We start from the raw sequence: 17370 nt of genomic DNA on the forward strand, positions 1-17370 counted from the left end.
CAAACTTTTGTGCTCGCAGTAAAGAGTCAAGGGAGTGCCACATGCTTGCTCGAAATATTATCAAGTCGCTGATCTTTATTGTTCTGGTGGTGGTTCTTTCCGCCGCGCTGGGCTGGCGTTTCTGGTCGCCGCCACCGGCCGCGGCCGAGCAACGAATCCCCAGCACCCGGGTCGGTCTGGCCGTGGTCAAGAAACAACCCTACACCTACTACCTCGAAGCCATCGGCAAACTCGAGGCACAGCGTCAGGTGCTGGTCTCCGCCGAAGTCAGCGGCAAAGTGGTGGACATCGATTTCGAGTCCGGCGATGAAGTGAAGGCGGGGCAGGTGCTGCTCAAGCTCAACGACGCGCCGGAGCAAGGTGAACTGGTTCGCCTGAAAGGCGAGTACGAATCGGCCAAGGCCCAGTTCGCCCGGGTCCAGGAGCTGGCCAAGACCGGCGCCGAAAGCCGTCGCGCCTTCGACAGTGCCCGCGCTCAATACGACGCGGCCAAGGGCGACATGGAACGTATGCAGGCGCAGATCGCTCAGCGGCACATTCGTGCGCCGTTCGCCGGCACCCTCGGCATTCGCCAGGCGCACCTTGGCCAATACCTGCAAGCCGGCAGCGCGGTGGCGACCCTGACGGATCCGGGCCTGCTGCGCGTCAACTTCACCCTCGCCGAGCGCGATGGCTCGCAAGTGCAACTGGGCCAGACCGTGCAGGCCAAGGTCGATGCCTGGGGTGACGTGACCTTCGCCGGCAAGATCGTCGCGGTCGATCCGCAGATCAACCAGTCCCACACCATCAACGTGCAAGCGGTCATCACCGACACGCAAAAACGCCTGCGTCCCGGCATGTATGCACGGGTCTCGGTGACCCTGCCACAGACCGCCGAGCTGCTGATCCCTGAAACCGCGATCACCTACAACGCCTACGGCGAGAGCGTGTTCTCGGTCTACACCGACGAGACCGGCGTGCAGAAGGTCAAGCGTGAAAGCATCAAGGTCGGCGAGCGTCGCAACGGTTGGGCGGTGGTCGACAAGGGCTTGATCGAAGGTGTGCAGGTAGTGACATCCGGTCAGCTCAAGCTCCACGACGGTGTGGCGGTGGAAGGCGTGCCGGACACGATTGCTCTTAAACTCAGTGGGCTGGAAAAATGAATTTCACCGACCTCTTTCTTCGCCGCCCGGTGCTGGCCGTGGTGGTCAGCACGCTGATCCTGCTGTTCGGGGTGCGTGCGCTGATGAACCTGCCGATCCGTCAATACCCGATGCTGGAAACGTCGACCATCACGGTCACCACCCAGTATCCCGGCGCCTCTTCGGAGCTGATGCAGGGCTTCGTCACCCAACCAATCAGTCAGGCCGTGGCCTCGGTCGAGGGCATTGACTATCTGTCGTCGGCCTCGACCCAGGGTCGCAGCCAGGTGACGATCCGCATGGCACTGAACAGTGATTCCATCGCGGCGCTGACCGAGGTCATGGCCAAGGTCAACCAGATCAAATACCGCTTGCCCAAGGACGCTTACGACCCGGTGGTGGAGCGTACTTCCGGCGGCTTCACCAGCGTGGCCTACGTCGCGTTCGCCAGTTCCAACCTGACCATCCCGGAGATGTCGGATTACATCTCCCGCGTCGTCGAGCCGATGTTCGCCGGCATCGAAGGCGTGGCCAAGATCAACATCATGGGCGAGCAGAAACTGTCCATGCGCCTGTGGCTCGATCCGCAGCGTCTGGCCGGCTACGGTATGACCGGGCAGGACGTTTCGGCCGCCATCGAAGGCAACAACTTCCAGGCGGCACCGGGCCAGGTCAAAGGCCTGTACGTGGTCAGCAACCTGCGGGTCAACACCGACCTGAACAGCGTCGAAGACTTCCGCGACATGGTGCTGCGCAACGACAACGGCCACATCATCCGTGTGCGTGACGTCGGCACCGTCGAGTTGAACGCGGCCTCCACCGACACCAGCGGCGCGATGAGCGACGTACCGGCGCTGTTCCTCGGTCTGGACGCGGCACCCACCGGCAACCCGCTGGTCATCGTAAAACGCGTGCGTGAATTGCTGCCGCAGATCCAGGAAACCCTGCCACCGGGCGTGACCGTGCAGATCCCGTTCGAAGTGGCGCACTTCATTCAATCGTCGATCGACGAGGTGAGCTACACCCTGCTCGAAGCGCTGGTGATCGTGGTGCTGGTGATTTACCTGTGCCTGGGCACGTTCCGCACTGTGCTGATTCCACTGGTGACGATCCCGCTGTCGATGCTTGGCGCAGCGATGCTGATGCAGATGTTCGGTTTCAGCCTCAACCTGCTGACCCTGCTCGCCATGGTGCTCGCCATCGGGCTGGTGGTGGACGACGCCATCGTCGTGGTGGAAAACGTTCACCGTCACATCGAAGAGGGCAAGACTCCGTTCGACGCTGCTCTGATCGGCGCTCGTGAAGTGGCCGGGCCGGTGGTGGCGATGACCTTCACTCTGGCGGCGGTGTACGCGCCGATCGGTCTGATGGGCGGCCTCACCGGCACGCTGTTCAAGGAGTTCGCACTGACCCTGGCCGGCGCCGTGGTGATTTCCGGCATCGTCGCACTGACCCTGTCGCCGATCATGAGTACCCGTCTGCTGGACGCGAAAACCAGCGAAGGCTTCATGGCGGTCAAGGCGGATCGTTTCTTCCAGTACCTGTCCCGTCGTTATGGCGCGCTGCTCGGCGGTTCGCTGGCACGTCGCTGGATCAGCCTGAGCGTGGCGCTGGTGATCTTCTTCAGCCTGCCGTTCCTCTATCGCTCGGCGCAGACCGAACTGGCGCCGCTGGAAGACCAGAACATCCTGCTGACCGCGATCAAGGCGCCGCAGCACGCCAACCTGAATTACCTCGAAGCCTACGCCCACGAGCTGTACAAGACCTTCAACGAAATCCCCGAGGGCTACAGCAACTGGGTGGCGAACGGTTCCGACGGCCTGTCCAACAGCGTCGGCGGGATCAACCTGGTGGACTGGGAAAAACGCGGCCGCGATGCCAACACCATCCAGCCTGACTTGCAGGCGCGGGTGAACCAGATCGAAGGCACGAGCATTTTCGTGTTCCAGATGCCGCCGCTGCCGGGCTCCACCGGTGGTCTGCCGGTGCAGATGGTGATCCGCAGCGATCAGGATTATCTGGCGCTGTACAACGTGATGGATCAGCTCAAGCAAGCCGCCCAGGCCAGTGGTCTGTTCGCGGTGGTCGACAGCGATCTGGACTTCAACAACCCGGTTGTGGAAATCCAGGTTGACCGGGCCAAGGCCAACGCCCTCGGCATCCGCATGCAGGACATCGGCGAGACGCTGAACAGCCTGATCGGCGAGAAGTACGTCAACCGGTTCTCGTTCCACGGTCGTTCCTACGACGTGATCCCGCAGTCGGTGTCGGCGGATCGCCTGACTCCGGAAACCCTGAAGCTGTATTACGTGAAGGATCAGAAGGGCAACCCGGTGCCGTTGTCGACGCTGGCCACCCTCAGCGTCAAGGTCGAGCCGAATCGCCTGACCCAGTTCAACCAGCAGAACTCCGCCACGTTCCAGGCCATTCCGGCACCGGGCGTGACCCTGGGTGATGCGGTGGGCTTCCTGCAAAAACAATCGGAAGGCTTCCCGGCCGGCTTCAGTTTCGACTGGCAGTCCGACGCCCGCCAATACGTGCAGGAAGGCAACAGCCTGGCGTTCACCTTCGGCCTGGCCCTGGTGATTATCTACCTGGTGCTGAGCGTGCAGTACGAGAGCTTCCGCGACCCGTTCATCATTCTGATCAGCGTGCCGCTGTCGATCTGCGGGGCCCTGGTGCCGCTGGCGCTGGGCATGACCTCGATGAACATCTACACCCAGATCGGCCTGATCACGCTGATCGGTCTGATCAGTAAGCACGGGATCCTGATGGTCGCGTTCGCCAACGAGTTGCAGCGCCAGCAAGGCATGGACCGCGTGCAAGCGATCCAGCACGCCGCGCAAGTACGTTTGCGGCCGATCCTGATGACCACCGCTGCCATGGTGGTCGGTCTCGCCCCGCTGTTGTTCGCCAGCGGTGCCGGCGCCAACAGCCGCTTCGGCCTGGGCCTGGTGATTGTGGTCGGGATGCTGATCGGCACCTTGTTCACCCTGTTCATTCTGCCGTCGGTGTACACGCTGCTCAGTTCGATCAAGCAGCCGAGCCACGCACCTGAAGCCGAACCGGCCGGTGTGCCGCAACCCATCCTGTGAGGACGTGACATGTATTCGATTACACGTTTGATGCTGGCGCCCCTGGCGGCGTCCATCCTGTTGGCGGCGGGTTGTGTGAATTACGCCGGGATCGATCATCAGGGCAAACTGCTGGCGGTCGGCGATGCGCCGTCCGACAGCCTGAAAGACAAGTTGCCACCGGCCCAGTGGCCCCGTGCGGACTGGTGGACATCGCTGGGTGATCCGCGTCTGGGCGCGCTGATCGAAGAGGCGTATGCCAGCAACCCGGACTTGCAGGAAGTCGCTGCCCGGGTCGCCAAGGCCAACGCATTTCTCGACCTGCGCGACGCCGAGCGTTACCCGGAAATGGACGCGTCGGCGGGTGTCACTCGCGGTCGGCTGTCGCGCTTCGAGGACTACAGCGGCGAGGGTGAAAAGTATTTCACCGCACGCAATCTGGCGGTGAATTTCAGCTACACCTTCGACCTCTGGGGCGGCCAGCGTGCCGCCTGGGAATCGGCGCTCAACAGCGCACGAGCGGCGGAAGTCGATCTGCAATCGTCGCGACTGATTCTGGCGGTCAACGTGGCCAAGGCCTACAACCAGCTGGCGTACGCATGGCAGGTGTCGGAGCTGAATCAGCGCGATCTGGAACGCTTGAGCAAGCTGGTGGAACTGACGGATTCGCGCTACGGCTCGGGCCTCGACAACCTCTCGCAGCTCAAGCAGGTGCAGAGCCTCAAGGCGCGTTCGGAATCGACCCTGATCGGCGCCAACGAAGACATCGAAATCGCTCGGCTGCAACTGTCGGCGCTGATCGGCAAGGGCGTCGATCGTGCGCACACGCTCGAGCGGCCATCGAATCTGCAAGCCAGCGTCGTGGCATTGCCGGCGCAGTTGCCTGCGCAATTGCTCGGTCGTCGTCCGGACATCGTCGCTGCGCGTTGGCGGGTGGAGGCCGAGACCAAAAACGTCGCGGCGGTGAAGACCACTTTCTACCCGAACATCAATCTGGTGGCGGCGGCGGGTTCCCATGCCTTGACCGGTGATGCGCTGTTCGCCGGGGTCAGCAAGTTCTGGAACGTGGCGCCGACGGTGTCGCTGCCGATCTTCGATGCCGGGCGCCTGCGCTCGGACTTGAAAGCCGGCAACGCCGAACTCGACAGCTCCATCGCCCAGTACAACCGGGTGTTGAATTCGGCCCTGCACGAGGTGGCGATATCAGTGACGCAGCTGCGTTCCTTCGAGCAGCAAATCGTCGTACAGCGCGATGCCTGTTCGATTGCGCAGTCGTCTTACGATCTGTCGCAATCGCGCTACAAGGCCGGGGAAGATACGTTCCTCGATGCGCTGAATATCGAGCAACAATTGATTCAGGACGAAATGCGTCTGGCCTTCCTCAACAGCAAGCACATCGACAGTTCGGTTTCGTTGATGGCAGCGCTGGGTGGCGGGTTCCAGGCCCCCGCGCTGGAGACGGCACAGAGCAGTGCTCTGTAGTGTTTTCCGGGACGCCGCCTTCGGGGCGGCTGTCGCGGGAAAAAAGCATCTTGTGTATAGTCTTACTGTTCTCGTATAGACGAATACAAGACGGATTTTCCCCGCCTATATCATCAAGGGTACCTACCTATGAACGTCCCGAATCATCCCAATCAGGATCAGATCCTTCTGGAAAATGTGCTGAACGCATTGGGAAGCCCGCTACGCCTGACCGTGTTGAAAGTGTTGTCCGATGGCCAGGAACATCCATGCGGCCGGATCCTCAAGGGCGCATCGAAGTCGACCATGACCCACCACTGGCGGGTCCTGCGCGACAGCGGTCTGATTTGGCAGCGCCCCTACGGTCGGGAAAACCTGTTGTCCTTGCGTCGTGAAGACATGGACGTGCGTTTCCCTGGCCTGCTCGATTCGCTGTTGTCGGCGGTGAAGACCGATGAACAGACCATCAGCGTCATCAGCAAACACGAAGTGACCGAAGAAAACGGAACCGAGTGACAGACACCGCCGGTGAAGGGTTGGCCTTCCACGGCAACCAATCAATTCACCATCACCAGGAAGGTGTGTGCGGGTATGGATACAAGTCATTACTGGTCGTCGCGACCGCTGTCGGATTTGACCGGCTCTGAGCATCACTGGCTGTTTTTGCCCGGGGCACTGACCCCGCGTCTGAAAGCCATGGGCGACTATTCAATCGAAGTGGTCGAGCAGTCCCATGGCCCGCTCAATCCAGAAGAAGCGCAAGCGCTGAACGTGCCGCCGATGACCATCGGCTGGGTGCGCGAGGTGGTGATGAAACTCGATGGCGAGGCCTGCGTCACCGCGCGCAGCCTGACCAGCATGCCGGCGCTGAACGGCGACTGGGCGGATCTGAACGGCTACGGTCGCCGACCGCTGGCCGAGATTCTCTACACCTCGGAGCAGACGCTGCGCGAGCCCTTCCAGTGCGCCTTGCTGCCCCCCGGCGCACCGTTGGCGGCGCTGTCCCAGCGCTACGCGCCGCAGGCCAAGCGCCTGCTGGCCCGACGTTCGCGCTTCACCCGCAATGGCTCGGCGCTGCTGGTCAGCGAGTGCTTCCTGCCGGCGTTCTGGGCCCGGGTCGAGTACGCTCAGGCGCGCAAATCGGCCTGACAAAAAAACCTGCGGGAGCGAACGCCCGCAGGTTTTTTTTCGCAAGTTACTCAGAGCCGGATGACTGCTTCGATCTGCTTGATTGCCGGCGTCAGGGCTTGCGCCAGCTCCTCGGCTTTCGAGGTCGGGCGCATGGTTCTGGATGAACGCAGAAACAGAGGATCATCGAACCGCTTGCGCAGTCGTGCCAGCGATCCGCTGATGGCGGGTTGTTTGACGTGCAGGCGCTCGGCCGTGCGTGACACGCTGCGTTCGCGGAACAGCACCAGGAAAATGATGATCAGGTTCAGGTCGATATCCGCGAAGTTGTCTTCATTGAATAGCATGGTTACATCCCTGTCATGACCCGCCGGCTGGCGTCAGCCGAGGCCGGCGGGTGTCTGGATCACTGCTCGGGTGCCAGGCGCAGTTCGTCGTTCAGGCGGTAGTAACTGCGGTTGAAATAGACCAGGCCTTCCGTGGCCTCGCTGTGTTGCTGCAGCTCGAGGATTTCACAGTAGAAGATGCTGTGAGTGCCCACTTCATCGACCTTGCTGACCCGGCAATCGAGGCTGACCAGCGCTTCTTCGATCACTGGCGAACCGGTCTTCAATGTCTGGCAGTTCACGCTGGAAAAACGCTCCTGCATGCTCAACTGCCGATTGGCGAATGCCCCTGATGTCGACTGATGATCACCGGTCAGGACGTTCACGCACAGCACGCCATTGGTCTTGAAATGCTCGTGATTGGACGACGAGCGATTGACGCACACCAGCAGCGTGGGCGGTGAATCCGTCACGCTGCACACCGCCGAGGCGGTAAAGCCGAAACGCCCCGCAGGGCCATCGGTCGTGACGATGGTGACGGCACTCCCCAGCATCGCCATTGCATTACGAAACTCCGTTGAATCAACCATCGCGTCACCTCATTCCATGTAGGTTTAATGGAGCCGATCCGTTCTTCCTTGTCCGTTGTCGTTGTGCGAAAACGGGTATCGGGCAACACGTTCGCTCTGGCGATATAGTACGTATGTATTCGTACCTTGAAAACTATTCCGTGTGCTTATTTTGCAGCTCAAAAGATCACGCTCAGGCGAGAGCCAAAGCTCGCAACAAGGCTGTGGCATAGGGCGGCAACGTGGAGAAATCCCGGGCACACAGCAACAGTTTGCGCCTGGCCCACGCTTCACTCATCGGCAGGGATTTGAAGGATTGCGGCGCGGCACGCTGAACCGCCGCCAGCGGCACAATGCCCAGACCGGCACCTCGGGCCACCATGCGCATCACACCGTCGAAACCATCGGCGCGGATGCGGATCTGCATCCGCGAGCCGCTGTGCAGCGCCTGTTCTTCCAGATACACGGCCAGTGCGCTGTCAGCGTGTAGACCGACGAAGTCGTGACGCAGGGCGTCGCTGAAGCTGATTTCGGTCGCGTCAGACAGGGGATGTTCCAGCGGCAGAATCAACACCAGTGGGTCGTCGCGAAAGGCTCGGGTCTGCAAGTCGGTGGTGTCGATCGCGTCGGACACAATGCCCAGATCCGCCGCCCCCTGGCGCAAGGCATGGGTGATGCGGGCGCTGGGCAACTCCTGCAGATCGATATCGAGATTGGGATGCTCACGCAGGAAATCCGCCAGCACCTCCGGCAAATACTCACTGAGCGCTGTGGTGTTGCACAGCAGACGCACCTGGCCTTTGACGCCCCGGGCGTATTCGGCCAGATCCTGTTGCAGGCGGTCGGCCTGTTGCAGCAACACACGCGCATGTTGCGCCAACGCTTTACCGGCCGGTGTTGGCGTGACGCCACGGCGCCCGCGTTCAAGAAACTCGGTGCCCAACGACGCCTCCATGGCCCGGATCCGCGCACTGGCCGCCGCCAGCGAAAGATGACTGCGTGCGGCACCAGCGGTGATGTTGCCGCTGTCGATAATGTGCAGGTACAGGCGCAGGTCGGTGAGGTCGAAGTGCATCGTTCGTGGCTCTTGCTGAAAGAGAGGCTGCCTCAGTGTATGACAGATTTTCAGTTCATCCGCGCAGGCGCACAGTATCGCCATGAACGCACTCGCAGATTTCTATCAAAACCTCGGTCTGGCCCTGTCTTTGCTGGTGCTGATGACCTTCGTCCTCGCTGGTCTGGTGAAAGGCGTGATCGGTCTCGGCCTACCCACCGTCGCCATGGGCTTGCTCGGTCTGGCTATGGTGCCGTCGCAGGCTGCGGCGTTGCTGATCATTCCGGCGACCCTGACCAACCTCTGGCAACTGGCGTTCGGCGGGCATCTGCGCGGGCTGGTAAAACGCTTGTGGCCAATGCTGCTGGCGATCTTTTTCGGTACGGCCATCGGCACGTTGTGGATCGGCATGGCGGGCGGGCATTGGGTGGTGCGCGGGCTCGGCGCGGCGTTGTTGCTCTATGCGCTGAGTGGATTGTTCCTGCCGACGCTGAGTGTCCGTCGCCGCCATGAACCTTGGCTGGGGCCGCTGTGTGGGGTGATCACCGGCGTCATCACTTCGGCCACCGGTGTGTTCGTGATTCCGGCGGTGCCGTATCTGCAGGCACTGGGTTTGAGCCGCGATGAACTGGTGCAGGCGCTGGGCCTGTCCTTCACCGTGTCGACCCTGGCGCTGGCCGGTGGATTGCTCTGGCGCGGTTCACTCGGCGGCGCGGAACTGAGTGCATCGCTGCTGGCGCTGATCCCGGCGATGCTCGGCATGCTGCTCGGGCAATGGCTGCGCCAGCGCATCAGCGCCGTGCTGTTCAAGCGGGTGTTCTTCATCGGTCTGGGCGCGCTCGGCGCCCATCTGTTGATCAGCGGCTAGCGGACGAATCGCTGAGCATCTCGATCGGGCGGATATCGAAATCCCGCTCCAGATACTCCATGCGCTGAGCGAGAAACTGCTGCATGTGCGGCAGGTTCGAGTGCACGTCCAGATGCGCCTGGCTTTCCCAGACCTCGTAGAAGATGAACAGGGTCGGGTCTTCCTTGTCCCGCAGCATGTGGTACTCGATGCAGCCGGGTTCGGCGCGGCTCGGCTCGACGTAGGCGCGGAAAAACGCTTCGAAGGCCTCGGCTTTTTCCGGGCGGGTCTTGGCGTGCAGGATGAAACCCTGGCGTTCGCTCATCGCAAAAAACTCCATTCAGATTCAGATGGCGGCCAATCCTACGGCAACAATCGGCAATCGATTCGTGCGTTTTACTCAAATGAATTTTGCGCAACCGCGGCTTATTCCGCGCGAGGCGCATCGCTAATCTGCCGCCATCCAATTTCTCCCCTTGTCCATCCGGCGCTCTGCGCTGTGCATCGGCATCCGATCGAGGCTGTTCCATGAAAAAAGTACTTTTGCTCAACGGCGGTAAAAAATTCGCCCACTCCGACGGTCGCTACAACACCACCCTGCACGAAGCGGCGCTGAGCGTGCTGGATCGCGGCGGTGTCGACGTCAAGACCACCTTCATCGACGAGGGTTACGACATCGCCGAAGAAGTCGCCAAATTCCTCTGGGCCGACGTGATCATTTATCAGATGCCGGGCTGGTGGATGGGCGCGCCGTGGACCGTGAAAAAGTACATCGACGAAGTCTTCACCGAAGGCCACGGCAGCCTGTACGCCAGCGATGGTCGCACCCGTTCCGATTCGTCGCAGAAGTACGGCAGCGGCGGTCTGATCCAGGGCAAGCAATACATGCTGTCGCTGACCTGGAACGCACCGCAGCAGGCGTTCGATGATCCGACCGACTTCTTCGAAGCCAAAGGCGTCGACGCGGTTTACTTCCCGTTCCACAAGGCCAACGAGTTCCTCGGCATGACCGGTCTGCCGACGTTCCTCTGCGTGGACGTGATGAAGCGCCCGAACATCGAAGCGGATGTGGCGCGTTACGAGCAGCATCTGAGCGAGGTGTTTGGCCTCAAGGCCTGACGCTCGGCTACTATCGAAGGCCTGAGCCTGTGCAGCAGGCCTTTCGATTCGAGGACACCCGTGAAAGCCAGATCCGATGAGTTGCAGATTTTCGTCTGCGTGATCGAATGCGGTTCGATTTCCGCCGCCGCCGAGCAGGTCGGACAGACGCCGTCGGCGGTCAGCCGCACGCTGTCGCGGCTGGAAGCCAAGCTCGACACCACGTTGATCAACCGCACCACACGGCGCATGGACCTGACCGAGGAGGGCAAGTATTTCTTCGAACAGGCCAAGCTGATCCTCGACCAGATGGATCAACTTGAAGAGCGCCTCTCTTCTCGTCAACAGACGCCATCGGGGCGACTGCGAATCAACGCCGCGTCGCCGTTCATGCTCCACGCCATCGTGCCGTACATCGACGAATTCCGGCGGCTGTACCCGGACATCCAGCTCGAACTCAACAGCAATGACCTGATCATTGACCTGCTGGAACAAAGCACCGACGTCGCCATCCGCATCGGCACCCTCGCCGATTCGACGTTGCATGCCCGGTCGCTGGGTTGCAGTCCGCTGCTGATCGTCGCCAGTCCTGCGTATCTGGAAAAACACGGTGCGCCGCTCCAGGTCGCCGATCTGAGTGAACACACCTTGCTCGGCTTCACTCAGAACGAAGGCCTCAACCAATGGCCGCTGCGCTACGTGCACGGCGACCGCTGGCCGATCACCCCGGCGATCAGCGCCTCCAGCGGCGAGACGGTCCGCCATCTGGCGCTGGAAGGCCAGGGCATTGCCTGCCTCTCGCATTTCATGACCATCGACGACATTCGCGCCGGGCGTCTGAAGGTGTTGCTGGCGGAATTCAACAGCGGTTATCGCCAGCCGATCAACGCGGTGTACTACCGCAACTCGCAACTGGCGCTGCGGATTCAGTGCTTCCTGGATTTCATCCAGAGCAAACTGGCGACTTACGCCAGCGCTGATTTCAAAGGCTGATTCGTGATCCCTGCGCAACAGTGATTTGGTCGTGGGCGGGTTTTTCCGCCGGGCTCGGCGGTCGATACTCGCTCCATCACTTATTCACGCAGGGAGTTTCTCCATGAACGTATTCGTCACCGGCGCTGCCGGTTTTATCGGCGGCTCCATCGCCACCGGTCTGGTCGAGGCCGGCCACACGGTTACCGGTCTGGTGCGCAGCGCCGAACAGGCCAATGAGCTGAAAGCACTGGGCATCACCCCGGTGCTCGGCACCCTCGACGACAAGGCACTGCTGACCGAACAGGCCCGCGCCGCCGATGCAGTGATCAACGCCGCCAGCAGCGACCATCGCGGTGCGGTCGAAGCCTTGCTCGATGCCCTGCGCGGCTCGAACAAAGTGTTCCTGCACACCAGCGGTTCGAGCATCGTCGGTGATGCCTCGGGCGGCGAATCCAGCGACGCCATCTACTTCGAAGACAACCTGCCTGAGCCCACCGTCGACAAGGCCGCACGCGTGGCCATCGACAACCTGATCCTCGCCGCAGCGAAGGACGGCGTGAACTCGGCAGTGATTTGCAACACCCTGATCTACGGCCACAGCCTGGGCGTCAATCGCGACAGCGTGCAACTGCCGCGCCTGCTGAAACAGGCGCGCAAAAGCGGCGTGGTGCGTCACGTCGGCACTGGCCAGAACATCTGGTCCAACGTGCACATCGAAGACGTAGTCTCGCTGTATCTGCTGGCCCTGACCAAAAACGTGCCGGGAACGTTTTACTTCGTCGAAAGCGGCGAAGCGTCGTTCATCGACATGACCACCGCCATGGCCGTGGCCCTGAATCTGGGCGAGCCACAAGACTGGCCGCTGAAAGACGCCGAAGCCGAGTGGGGCTACGAAATGGCCAACTATGGCTTGGGCTCCAACAGCCGGGTACGCGGCAAACACGCCCGCGAACTGCTGGGCTGGGCGCCGAAGCGTACGTCGGTGGTTGATTGGATTCGCAACGAAATGGTGTGAGTCCACACACCGCACTTGAACCTGTGGGAGCCAACCGGCTCCCACAGGTTTTTTTGTGCCCCGGAAAAGAAGGACAGGGTGCCGAGGCTCATCGAAACGTTCAGACATTTCCTACTAGTCTGGTCCACGCACAGACATGGCCAGGGCAGCTGGCCGGTTTGTAGGATAGCGGGCACCCACTGGTTGTCTGGCCATGAGGCCGGGTCGGTGGGTAACGCCCGTGGAATTTTTCTGCAAAAAGGAATTTGCGATGGCAATACGCACCTCTGCTGCCTGCTCGTAAAGGCATATCCCGGGCGAACCAGACGATTTCGCCTCCTCACGGTTCATGACACGGCGCCAAGCGCCCTGGCCGGAGCATTGCGCTCTTCGGTCACGGGCAAACTCATCCGCGAAATTGGCAAGAACAAGGAGTAGTTATGGTCATTTTGGGCATTACCAATAACGATTTGTCGGGCGCTTGCCTGGTACGCGATGGTCAGATTCTCTCGGCGGTCAGCGAAGAGCGTTTCACCCGGATCAAGGACCACAAGATCTGGCCCGCCAAATCCATCGAGTTTGTGTTGAGCCAGGCCGGCGTGTCGCTGGAAGATGTCGACTACGTGGCTTACGGATGGAATGCCGGTTTCAACGCCGATAAACACCTTGAGCTGTATTTCGACCGGATCGTCGAAGAGGTCCGGAACAACCCCGAAGGCCTGGCGCAGTTCCGCCAGCGTGTCACCGATGAAGTCCGCAACGACAAAGAGAAGCGCGCCGAATTCGACCAGTACATCGCTGCCAATGGCCTGGCCGGCAAGGCGTACTACATCGACCACCACGAGTGCCATGCCCTTGGTGCCTATGTCTGCTCGCCGTTCGATGAAGCCTTGACCCTGACCTGTGACGGACGCGGCGACTTCCAGTCCCTGACCGTGACCTGGTACAGCCCGACCGAAACCACGGTGCTGCAGCGCGAAACCAGCATCGACAGCCTGGGTTACTTCTACGGCCGGATCACCCACTTGCTGGGCTACAAACCCAACCGGCATGAAGGCAAGGTCACGGGCCTGGCCGCGTTCGGCGACCCGCAGAAGTTGCTGGGGGTGATGCAGCAGATGATCCGTTTCGAAGACGGGCGCATCAAGGCGAATTGCGGCGACCTGTTCGTGCCGTCCTACAACAACTACAGCGAATCACTGGAAACCCTGTTCTCCCGGGAAACCCCCGAGGACATCGCCGCCGCCGTGCAGCGCCACTCAGAAGACTTGCTGGTGGCGGTCGTCAAACATCATCTGGAACAACGCGGCAGCACCAACCTGTGCCTGGCCGGCGGCGTGTTTGGCAACGTCAAACTCAACCAGCGCCTGCGCGAGATTCCCGGGGTGAAAAACGTCTATGTGCTGCCATGCATGGGCGATGGCGGGCTGGCGCTGGCGGCGGCTGTCGGGGCGGCGTACCTGGAGAACGGCACCCGCTTCAAGAACCCGGTAATGACCCTCGGCCCGGACTCGCGCAGCGTTTCGCAGAACATCAACCTGATCCATCGCGACTATCCCGAGCTCGGTTACCACACCCCGTCGAACATCATCGACGTGCTGACCGACGCACTGATGGAAAACCAGGTGCTGGGCATGTTCAAGGGCAAGATGGAGTTCGGCCCGCGCTCGCTGTGCAACCGCAGCATCGTCTATCACGCGCAGGATGGCGAAGTGAACGACTGGCTGAACAAACGCATGCACCGCACCGAGTTCATGCCGTTCGGCCCGGTCACCGCCATCGAACAGGCCGCGGCCTGCTACGTCGGCTGGGATGAGGATCAAGTCGCGGCAGACACCATGACCATGACCTACGATTGTCATCCGCAGTTCAGCGAGGCCAGTCCGGCAGTCGTGCACATCGACGGCACGGCGCGGCCGCAGATCATTCGTCCGGAGCGCGATGCGTTCATGCATCGCCTGTTGAATGCCTGGCATGAGCGCACCGGTCAGGCGGCGTTGATCAACACCTCGTTCAACCGTCATGAAGAGCCGATCGTGTGTTCACCTCAGGATGCGCTGGATGCGCTGAAAGAAGGGATGGTCGATCTGGTGGTGATGAGTGAGTCGCTGATTGTCTGGCGCAAAGGCAAAAACAGCTTCACCCAGCAACGCTTCGAATAACGCAAGGATGGTTACAGGGCTCCGCTGGAGCCCTGCTCAGGAGTATCGAGCGTATGGTTGATTCATGTATCTGATCTTTTTCGGGTTCTTTGCGGCAGAAGGGATCATCTACCCGTTCTGGCCGACCTGGCTGAATTCGCTGGGCTTCAGCGCCAGCCAGATTGGCCTGCTGATCGCGGCGGTCTACTGGCCCCAGGTGGTGACCGGAGTGTTGATCACCTACGTGGCCGACTGGCGCGTGGACCAGCTTCGGCTCGCGGCGTTTCTCGGTTTCTCGGCAGCGTTATGTACGTTGCTGTTCTATTTCATGCCGGTGCACCTGTGGGGATTCGTGTGCCTGAGCATTCTGTTTGGCGGGCTGTGGATGGTGGTGTTGCCGCTGTCCGAGTCCTATCTGCTCAAACGTGACAAACAAGCCCTGCAGAACTACGGCTGGGTCCGCGCGGTGGGCTCTTCGGCCTTTATCCTGACATCGACTTTCGGCGGCCTGTTGTTTGCGCAGTACAGCCAGTCATGGGTGCCGGTGGTGATTGTCGCGTGCATGTTGCTCACTGCGCTGGCGTGCCTGCGGCTGAAGCGTCAGGTCACGCTGGCGCATCTGCAACCGCCCGAGCGTGTGACGAAGCGGCCCGACTGGAAGGCGCTGTTCGCCCAAAAGGGCCTGCTGATTGCGATTGCCGCCGCCAGTTTCATTCAACTTAGCCACACCCTGTACTTTTCCACGGCGTCGATCGGCTGGGGCGTGAAGGGCTACTCTTCAACCGCCATCGGGGTGTTCTGGTCAGTGGCGGTGATCGCGGAAATCACCTATTTCGCGTTCTCCAACAGAGTCCTGTCGTTCTGTTCGCCGTTGTCTATCGTGATGTTTTCCAGTGTCTGCGCAGCGGCGCGCTGGGCGCTGTTTTCCGACAGCGATGCGGTGCCGGTGATCCTGTTGGGGCAGTGCCTGCACGCCTTGAGTTTCGCGGCGTATCACTCGGCGATCATGCGCTGCATTCGCGATCATGCCCCGGCGGATATCCAGGTCTTTACCCAGGGTGTCTATTACTCGCTGGCGGTTGCCTTGCCCATGGGTTTGGCCACACCCTTTGCCGGGTATCTGTACGAGACGCAGCCACAATGGTCCTGGTATGTCATGGCGCTGTTTGCCCTGATGGGGACCGTGCTGGCATTCATTGCTCACCAGAAAATGCGAAGTGCAACCGATGACACAACGAACGTTTACAGCCGTCTGCTTTGATATGGATGGCGTGCTGATCCAGTCGCGCCAGGTCATCGAACTGGCCTGGACCACGGTGGCGCGCAAGTACGGTGTGACGGTTGATCAGGCCTTCATCGACGATCACATTCACGGCCGCCCGGGCGGTTACACCCTGCAGGCCCTGTTTGGTCAGTTTGACGAGCAGCAGCGCGTGACCATCAAGCAGGAAGTCGATGCCATCGAAGAGGTTTCGATCTGCGCGCTGGTGCCGGGCGTCGCTGCGTTCATCGCCGAATTGAACGGGCGCGTGCCGCTGGCGCTGGTGACCAGCAGTTGGCGAGCGCGCGTCGACCACGTCCTGCAGCAACACGATCTGACGTCGGTTTTCGACTGCATCATCTGCCGCGACGATGTGCGCAGCGGCAAACCGGCTCCCGATCCCTATCGTCTGGCCGCCGCGCGACTGGAGCGTCAGAGCGATGAATGTCTGGTCTTCGAGGACTCCGTCAGTGGCGTGCAATCGGCGGTCAGCAGCGGCGCGCTGTGCATCGGTATTGGCGACGATCCGACGCTGACTGCCCACGGAGCACTGCGAACGTACGCAGATTTCACGGCGCTCCCGGTCTCGCAGGGCGGGGTGGATACACACCTCTATGCCGACGGCGGGCTGTTTATCAACGGGAACGTTACCAAGAGGTTCGCACACTCATGACACCGACCTTGCGACACGCGACCGTCCTGTGGAATTTTCTCGGGGCAGGGCGCCAGCACAGTGACTGTGAGCTGATCGTGGTGTGCGGCTCCTACGACCTGCGGGTCTGCGATTACGCCTGCCAGTTGCTGAAAAAAGGCGTCGCCCCGCATCTGTTGTTTACTGGCAATACTGGCAACTGGACGAAGCATTTGTGGGAACGCACCGAAGCCGATATTTTTGCGCAACGGGCCATGATTCAAGGTGTTTCGCCGGATCAATTCACCCTCGAATCCCGTGCCACCAACTTCGCCGAGAACATCGCGTTTGCTCGCGAGTTGTTCCCGGATGTGCGTCGGGCGACGTTCCTGACCAAGCCGAATTCGATCCGGCGCGTGGCGTTGACCTTGCCCGTTCAATGGCCAGGACTTGAGGCCTGGGTGGATGCGCCGTCGTTCGGTTTTCCGGGGGAGGTCAGCAACCTGATCGGGGTCCTGGGGCTGATCGACGAAATGGTCGGGGATATCCACCGGATCATGGTTTACCCTTCGCTGGGCTTTCAGGCGGAGCAGGTGATTCCCGAGGAAGTCGAGGCAGCCTGGCGCTACCTCATCGAACAAGGATTCGATCACCATTTGATCAAAGGCAGACATTGACGCCGCGCTACCG

Annotated in this window: 17 protein-coding genes; 13 read left to right on the forward strand and 4 right to left on the reverse strand. The window is 61.0% G+C overall.

Features of this window, described 5'->3' with window-relative positions; translation table 11 throughout:
* Positions 1-41: 41 nt before the first annotated feature.
* From CAG02_RS19810 to CAG02_RS19830, 5 genes are all read left to right on the forward strand, one after another.
* Entirely contained in the window at positions 42-1142 is a 1101-nt protein-coding gene (locus tag CAG02_RS19810; protein ID WP_085713201.1) for an efflux RND transporter periplasmic adaptor subunit, read from the forward strand.
* Entirely contained in the window at positions 1139-4216 is a 3078-nt protein-coding gene (locus tag CAG02_RS19815; RefSeq protein WP_085713202.1) for a MexW/MexI family multidrug efflux RND transporter permease subunit, read from the forward strand. The genes CAG02_RS19810 and CAG02_RS19815 overlap by 4 nt, the downstream gene beginning before the upstream one ends.
* A 9-nt stretch (positions 4217-4225) precedes the next feature.
* Positions 4226-5677 (forward strand): efflux transporter outer membrane subunit, encoded by a 1452-nt coding sequence (locus tag CAG02_RS19820; RefSeq protein WP_085713203.1) that lies wholly within the window; start codon positions 4226-4228, stop codon positions 5675-5677.
* A gap of 129 nt (positions 5678-5806) precedes the next feature.
* Positions 5807-6172 carry a helix-turn-helix transcriptional regulator gene (locus CAG02_RS19825; RefSeq protein WP_085713204.1) on the forward strand — a complete coding sequence of 122 codons (366 nt, stop codon included), beginning with the start codon at positions 5807-5809 and terminating at the stop codon, positions 6170-6172.
* A gap of 75 nt (positions 6173-6247) precedes the next feature.
* Positions 6248-6805 carry a chorismate lyase gene (locus CAG02_RS19830; RefSeq protein ID WP_085713205.1) on the forward strand — a complete coding sequence of 186 codons (558 nt, stop codon included), beginning with the start codon at positions 6248-6250 and terminating at the stop codon, positions 6803-6805.
* A gap of 50 nt (positions 6806-6855) precedes the next feature.
* On the opposite strand, the gene CAG02_RS19835 is transcribed toward CAG02_RS19830, so the two are convergent.
* From CAG02_RS19835 to CAG02_RS19845, 3 genes are all read right to left on the reverse strand, one after another.
* Complete coding sequence (locus CAG02_RS19835) at positions 6856-7131, reverse strand: LysR family transcriptional regulator (RefSeq protein WP_085713206.1); 276 nt, start codon at positions 7129-7131, stop codon at positions 6856-6858.
* A 59-nt stretch (positions 7132-7190) separates the two neighbouring features.
* On the reverse strand, positions 7191-7700 hold the full coding sequence (locus CAG02_RS19840) for a flavin reductase (protein WP_007953834.1): 510 nt from the start codon (positions 7698-7700) through the stop codon (positions 7191-7193).
* A 172-nt stretch (positions 7701-7872) separates the two neighbouring features.
* Entirely contained in the window at positions 7873-8754 is an 882-nt protein-coding gene (locus CAG02_RS19845) for a LysR substrate-binding domain-containing protein (protein WP_085713207.1), read from the reverse strand.
* Between the two features lie 82 nt (positions 8755-8836).
* On the opposite strand from CAG02_RS19845, the gene CAG02_RS19850 reads away from it, so the two are divergent.
* Positions 8837-9601, forward strand: a complete 765-nt coding sequence (locus CAG02_RS19850) for a sulfite exporter TauE/SafE family protein (RefSeq protein ID WP_085713208.1) — start codon at positions 8837-8839, stop codon at positions 9599-9601.
* On the opposite strand, the gene CAG02_RS19855 is transcribed toward CAG02_RS19850, so the two are convergent.
* Entirely contained in the window at positions 9591-9905 is a 315-nt protein-coding gene (locus CAG02_RS19855) for a putative quinol monooxygenase (RefSeq protein ID WP_085713209.1), read from the reverse strand. The genes CAG02_RS19850 and CAG02_RS19855 overlap by 11 nt on opposite strands.
* A 203-nt stretch (positions 9906-10108) precedes the next feature.
* On the opposite strand from CAG02_RS19855, the gene CAG02_RS19860 reads away from it, so the two are divergent.
* The 7 genes from CAG02_RS19860 to CAG02_RS19890 all read left to right on the forward strand — a co-directional run bounded on the left by CAG02_RS19860 (position 10109) and on the right by CAG02_RS19890 (position 17357).
* Complete coding sequence (locus CAG02_RS19860; RefSeq protein WP_085713210.1) at positions 10109-10699, forward strand: NAD(P)H-dependent oxidoreductase; 591 nt, start codon at positions 10109-10111, stop codon at positions 10697-10699.
* A 60-nt stretch (positions 10700-10759) separates the two neighbouring features.
* Positions 10760-11671, forward strand: a complete 912-nt coding sequence (locus CAG02_RS19865) for a LysR family transcriptional regulator (RefSeq protein WP_085713211.1) — start codon at positions 10760-10762, stop codon at positions 11669-11671.
* A gap of 103 nt (positions 11672-11774) precedes the next feature.
* Positions 11775-12668 (forward strand): NAD-dependent epimerase/dehydratase family protein, encoded by an 894-nt coding sequence (locus CAG02_RS19870; protein WP_085713212.1) that lies wholly within the window; start codon positions 11775-11777, stop codon positions 12666-12668.
* Between the two features lie 419 nt (positions 12669-13087).
* Entirely contained in the window at positions 13088-14809 is a 1722-nt protein-coding gene (locus CAG02_RS19875; protein WP_085713213.1) for a carbamoyltransferase C-terminal domain-containing protein, read from the forward strand.
* A 64-nt stretch (positions 14810-14873) separates the two neighbouring features.
* A complete protein-coding gene (locus CAG02_RS19880) occupies positions 14874-16049 on the forward strand; it encodes an MFS transporter (protein ID WP_085713214.1) in 1176 nt (391 codons plus the stop codon).
* The gene (locus CAG02_RS19885; protein ID WP_085713215.1) at positions 16015-16722 is read left to right on the forward strand and encodes an HAD family phosphatase; all 708 of its coding nucleotides are present in this window, start codon (positions 16015-16017) and stop codon (positions 16720-16722) included. Before CAG02_RS19880 ends, CAG02_RS19885 begins: the two co-directional genes overlap by 35 nt.
* Positions 16719-17357, forward strand: coding sequence for a YdcF family protein (locus CAG02_RS19890; RefSeq protein WP_085713216.1), 639 nt, complete (start codon positions 16719-16721; stop codon positions 17355-17357). The genes CAG02_RS19885 and CAG02_RS19890 overlap by 4 nt, the downstream gene beginning before the upstream one ends.
* Positions 17358-17370 lie beyond the last annotated feature (13 nt).

Origin of the sequence: Pseudomonas sp. R43(2017) (genome assembly GCF_002112345.1) — a bacterium.
GTDB classification, from domain to species: Bacteria; Pseudomonadota; Gammaproteobacteria; order Pseudomonadales; family Pseudomonadaceae; genus Aquipseudomonas; species Aquipseudomonas kribbensis.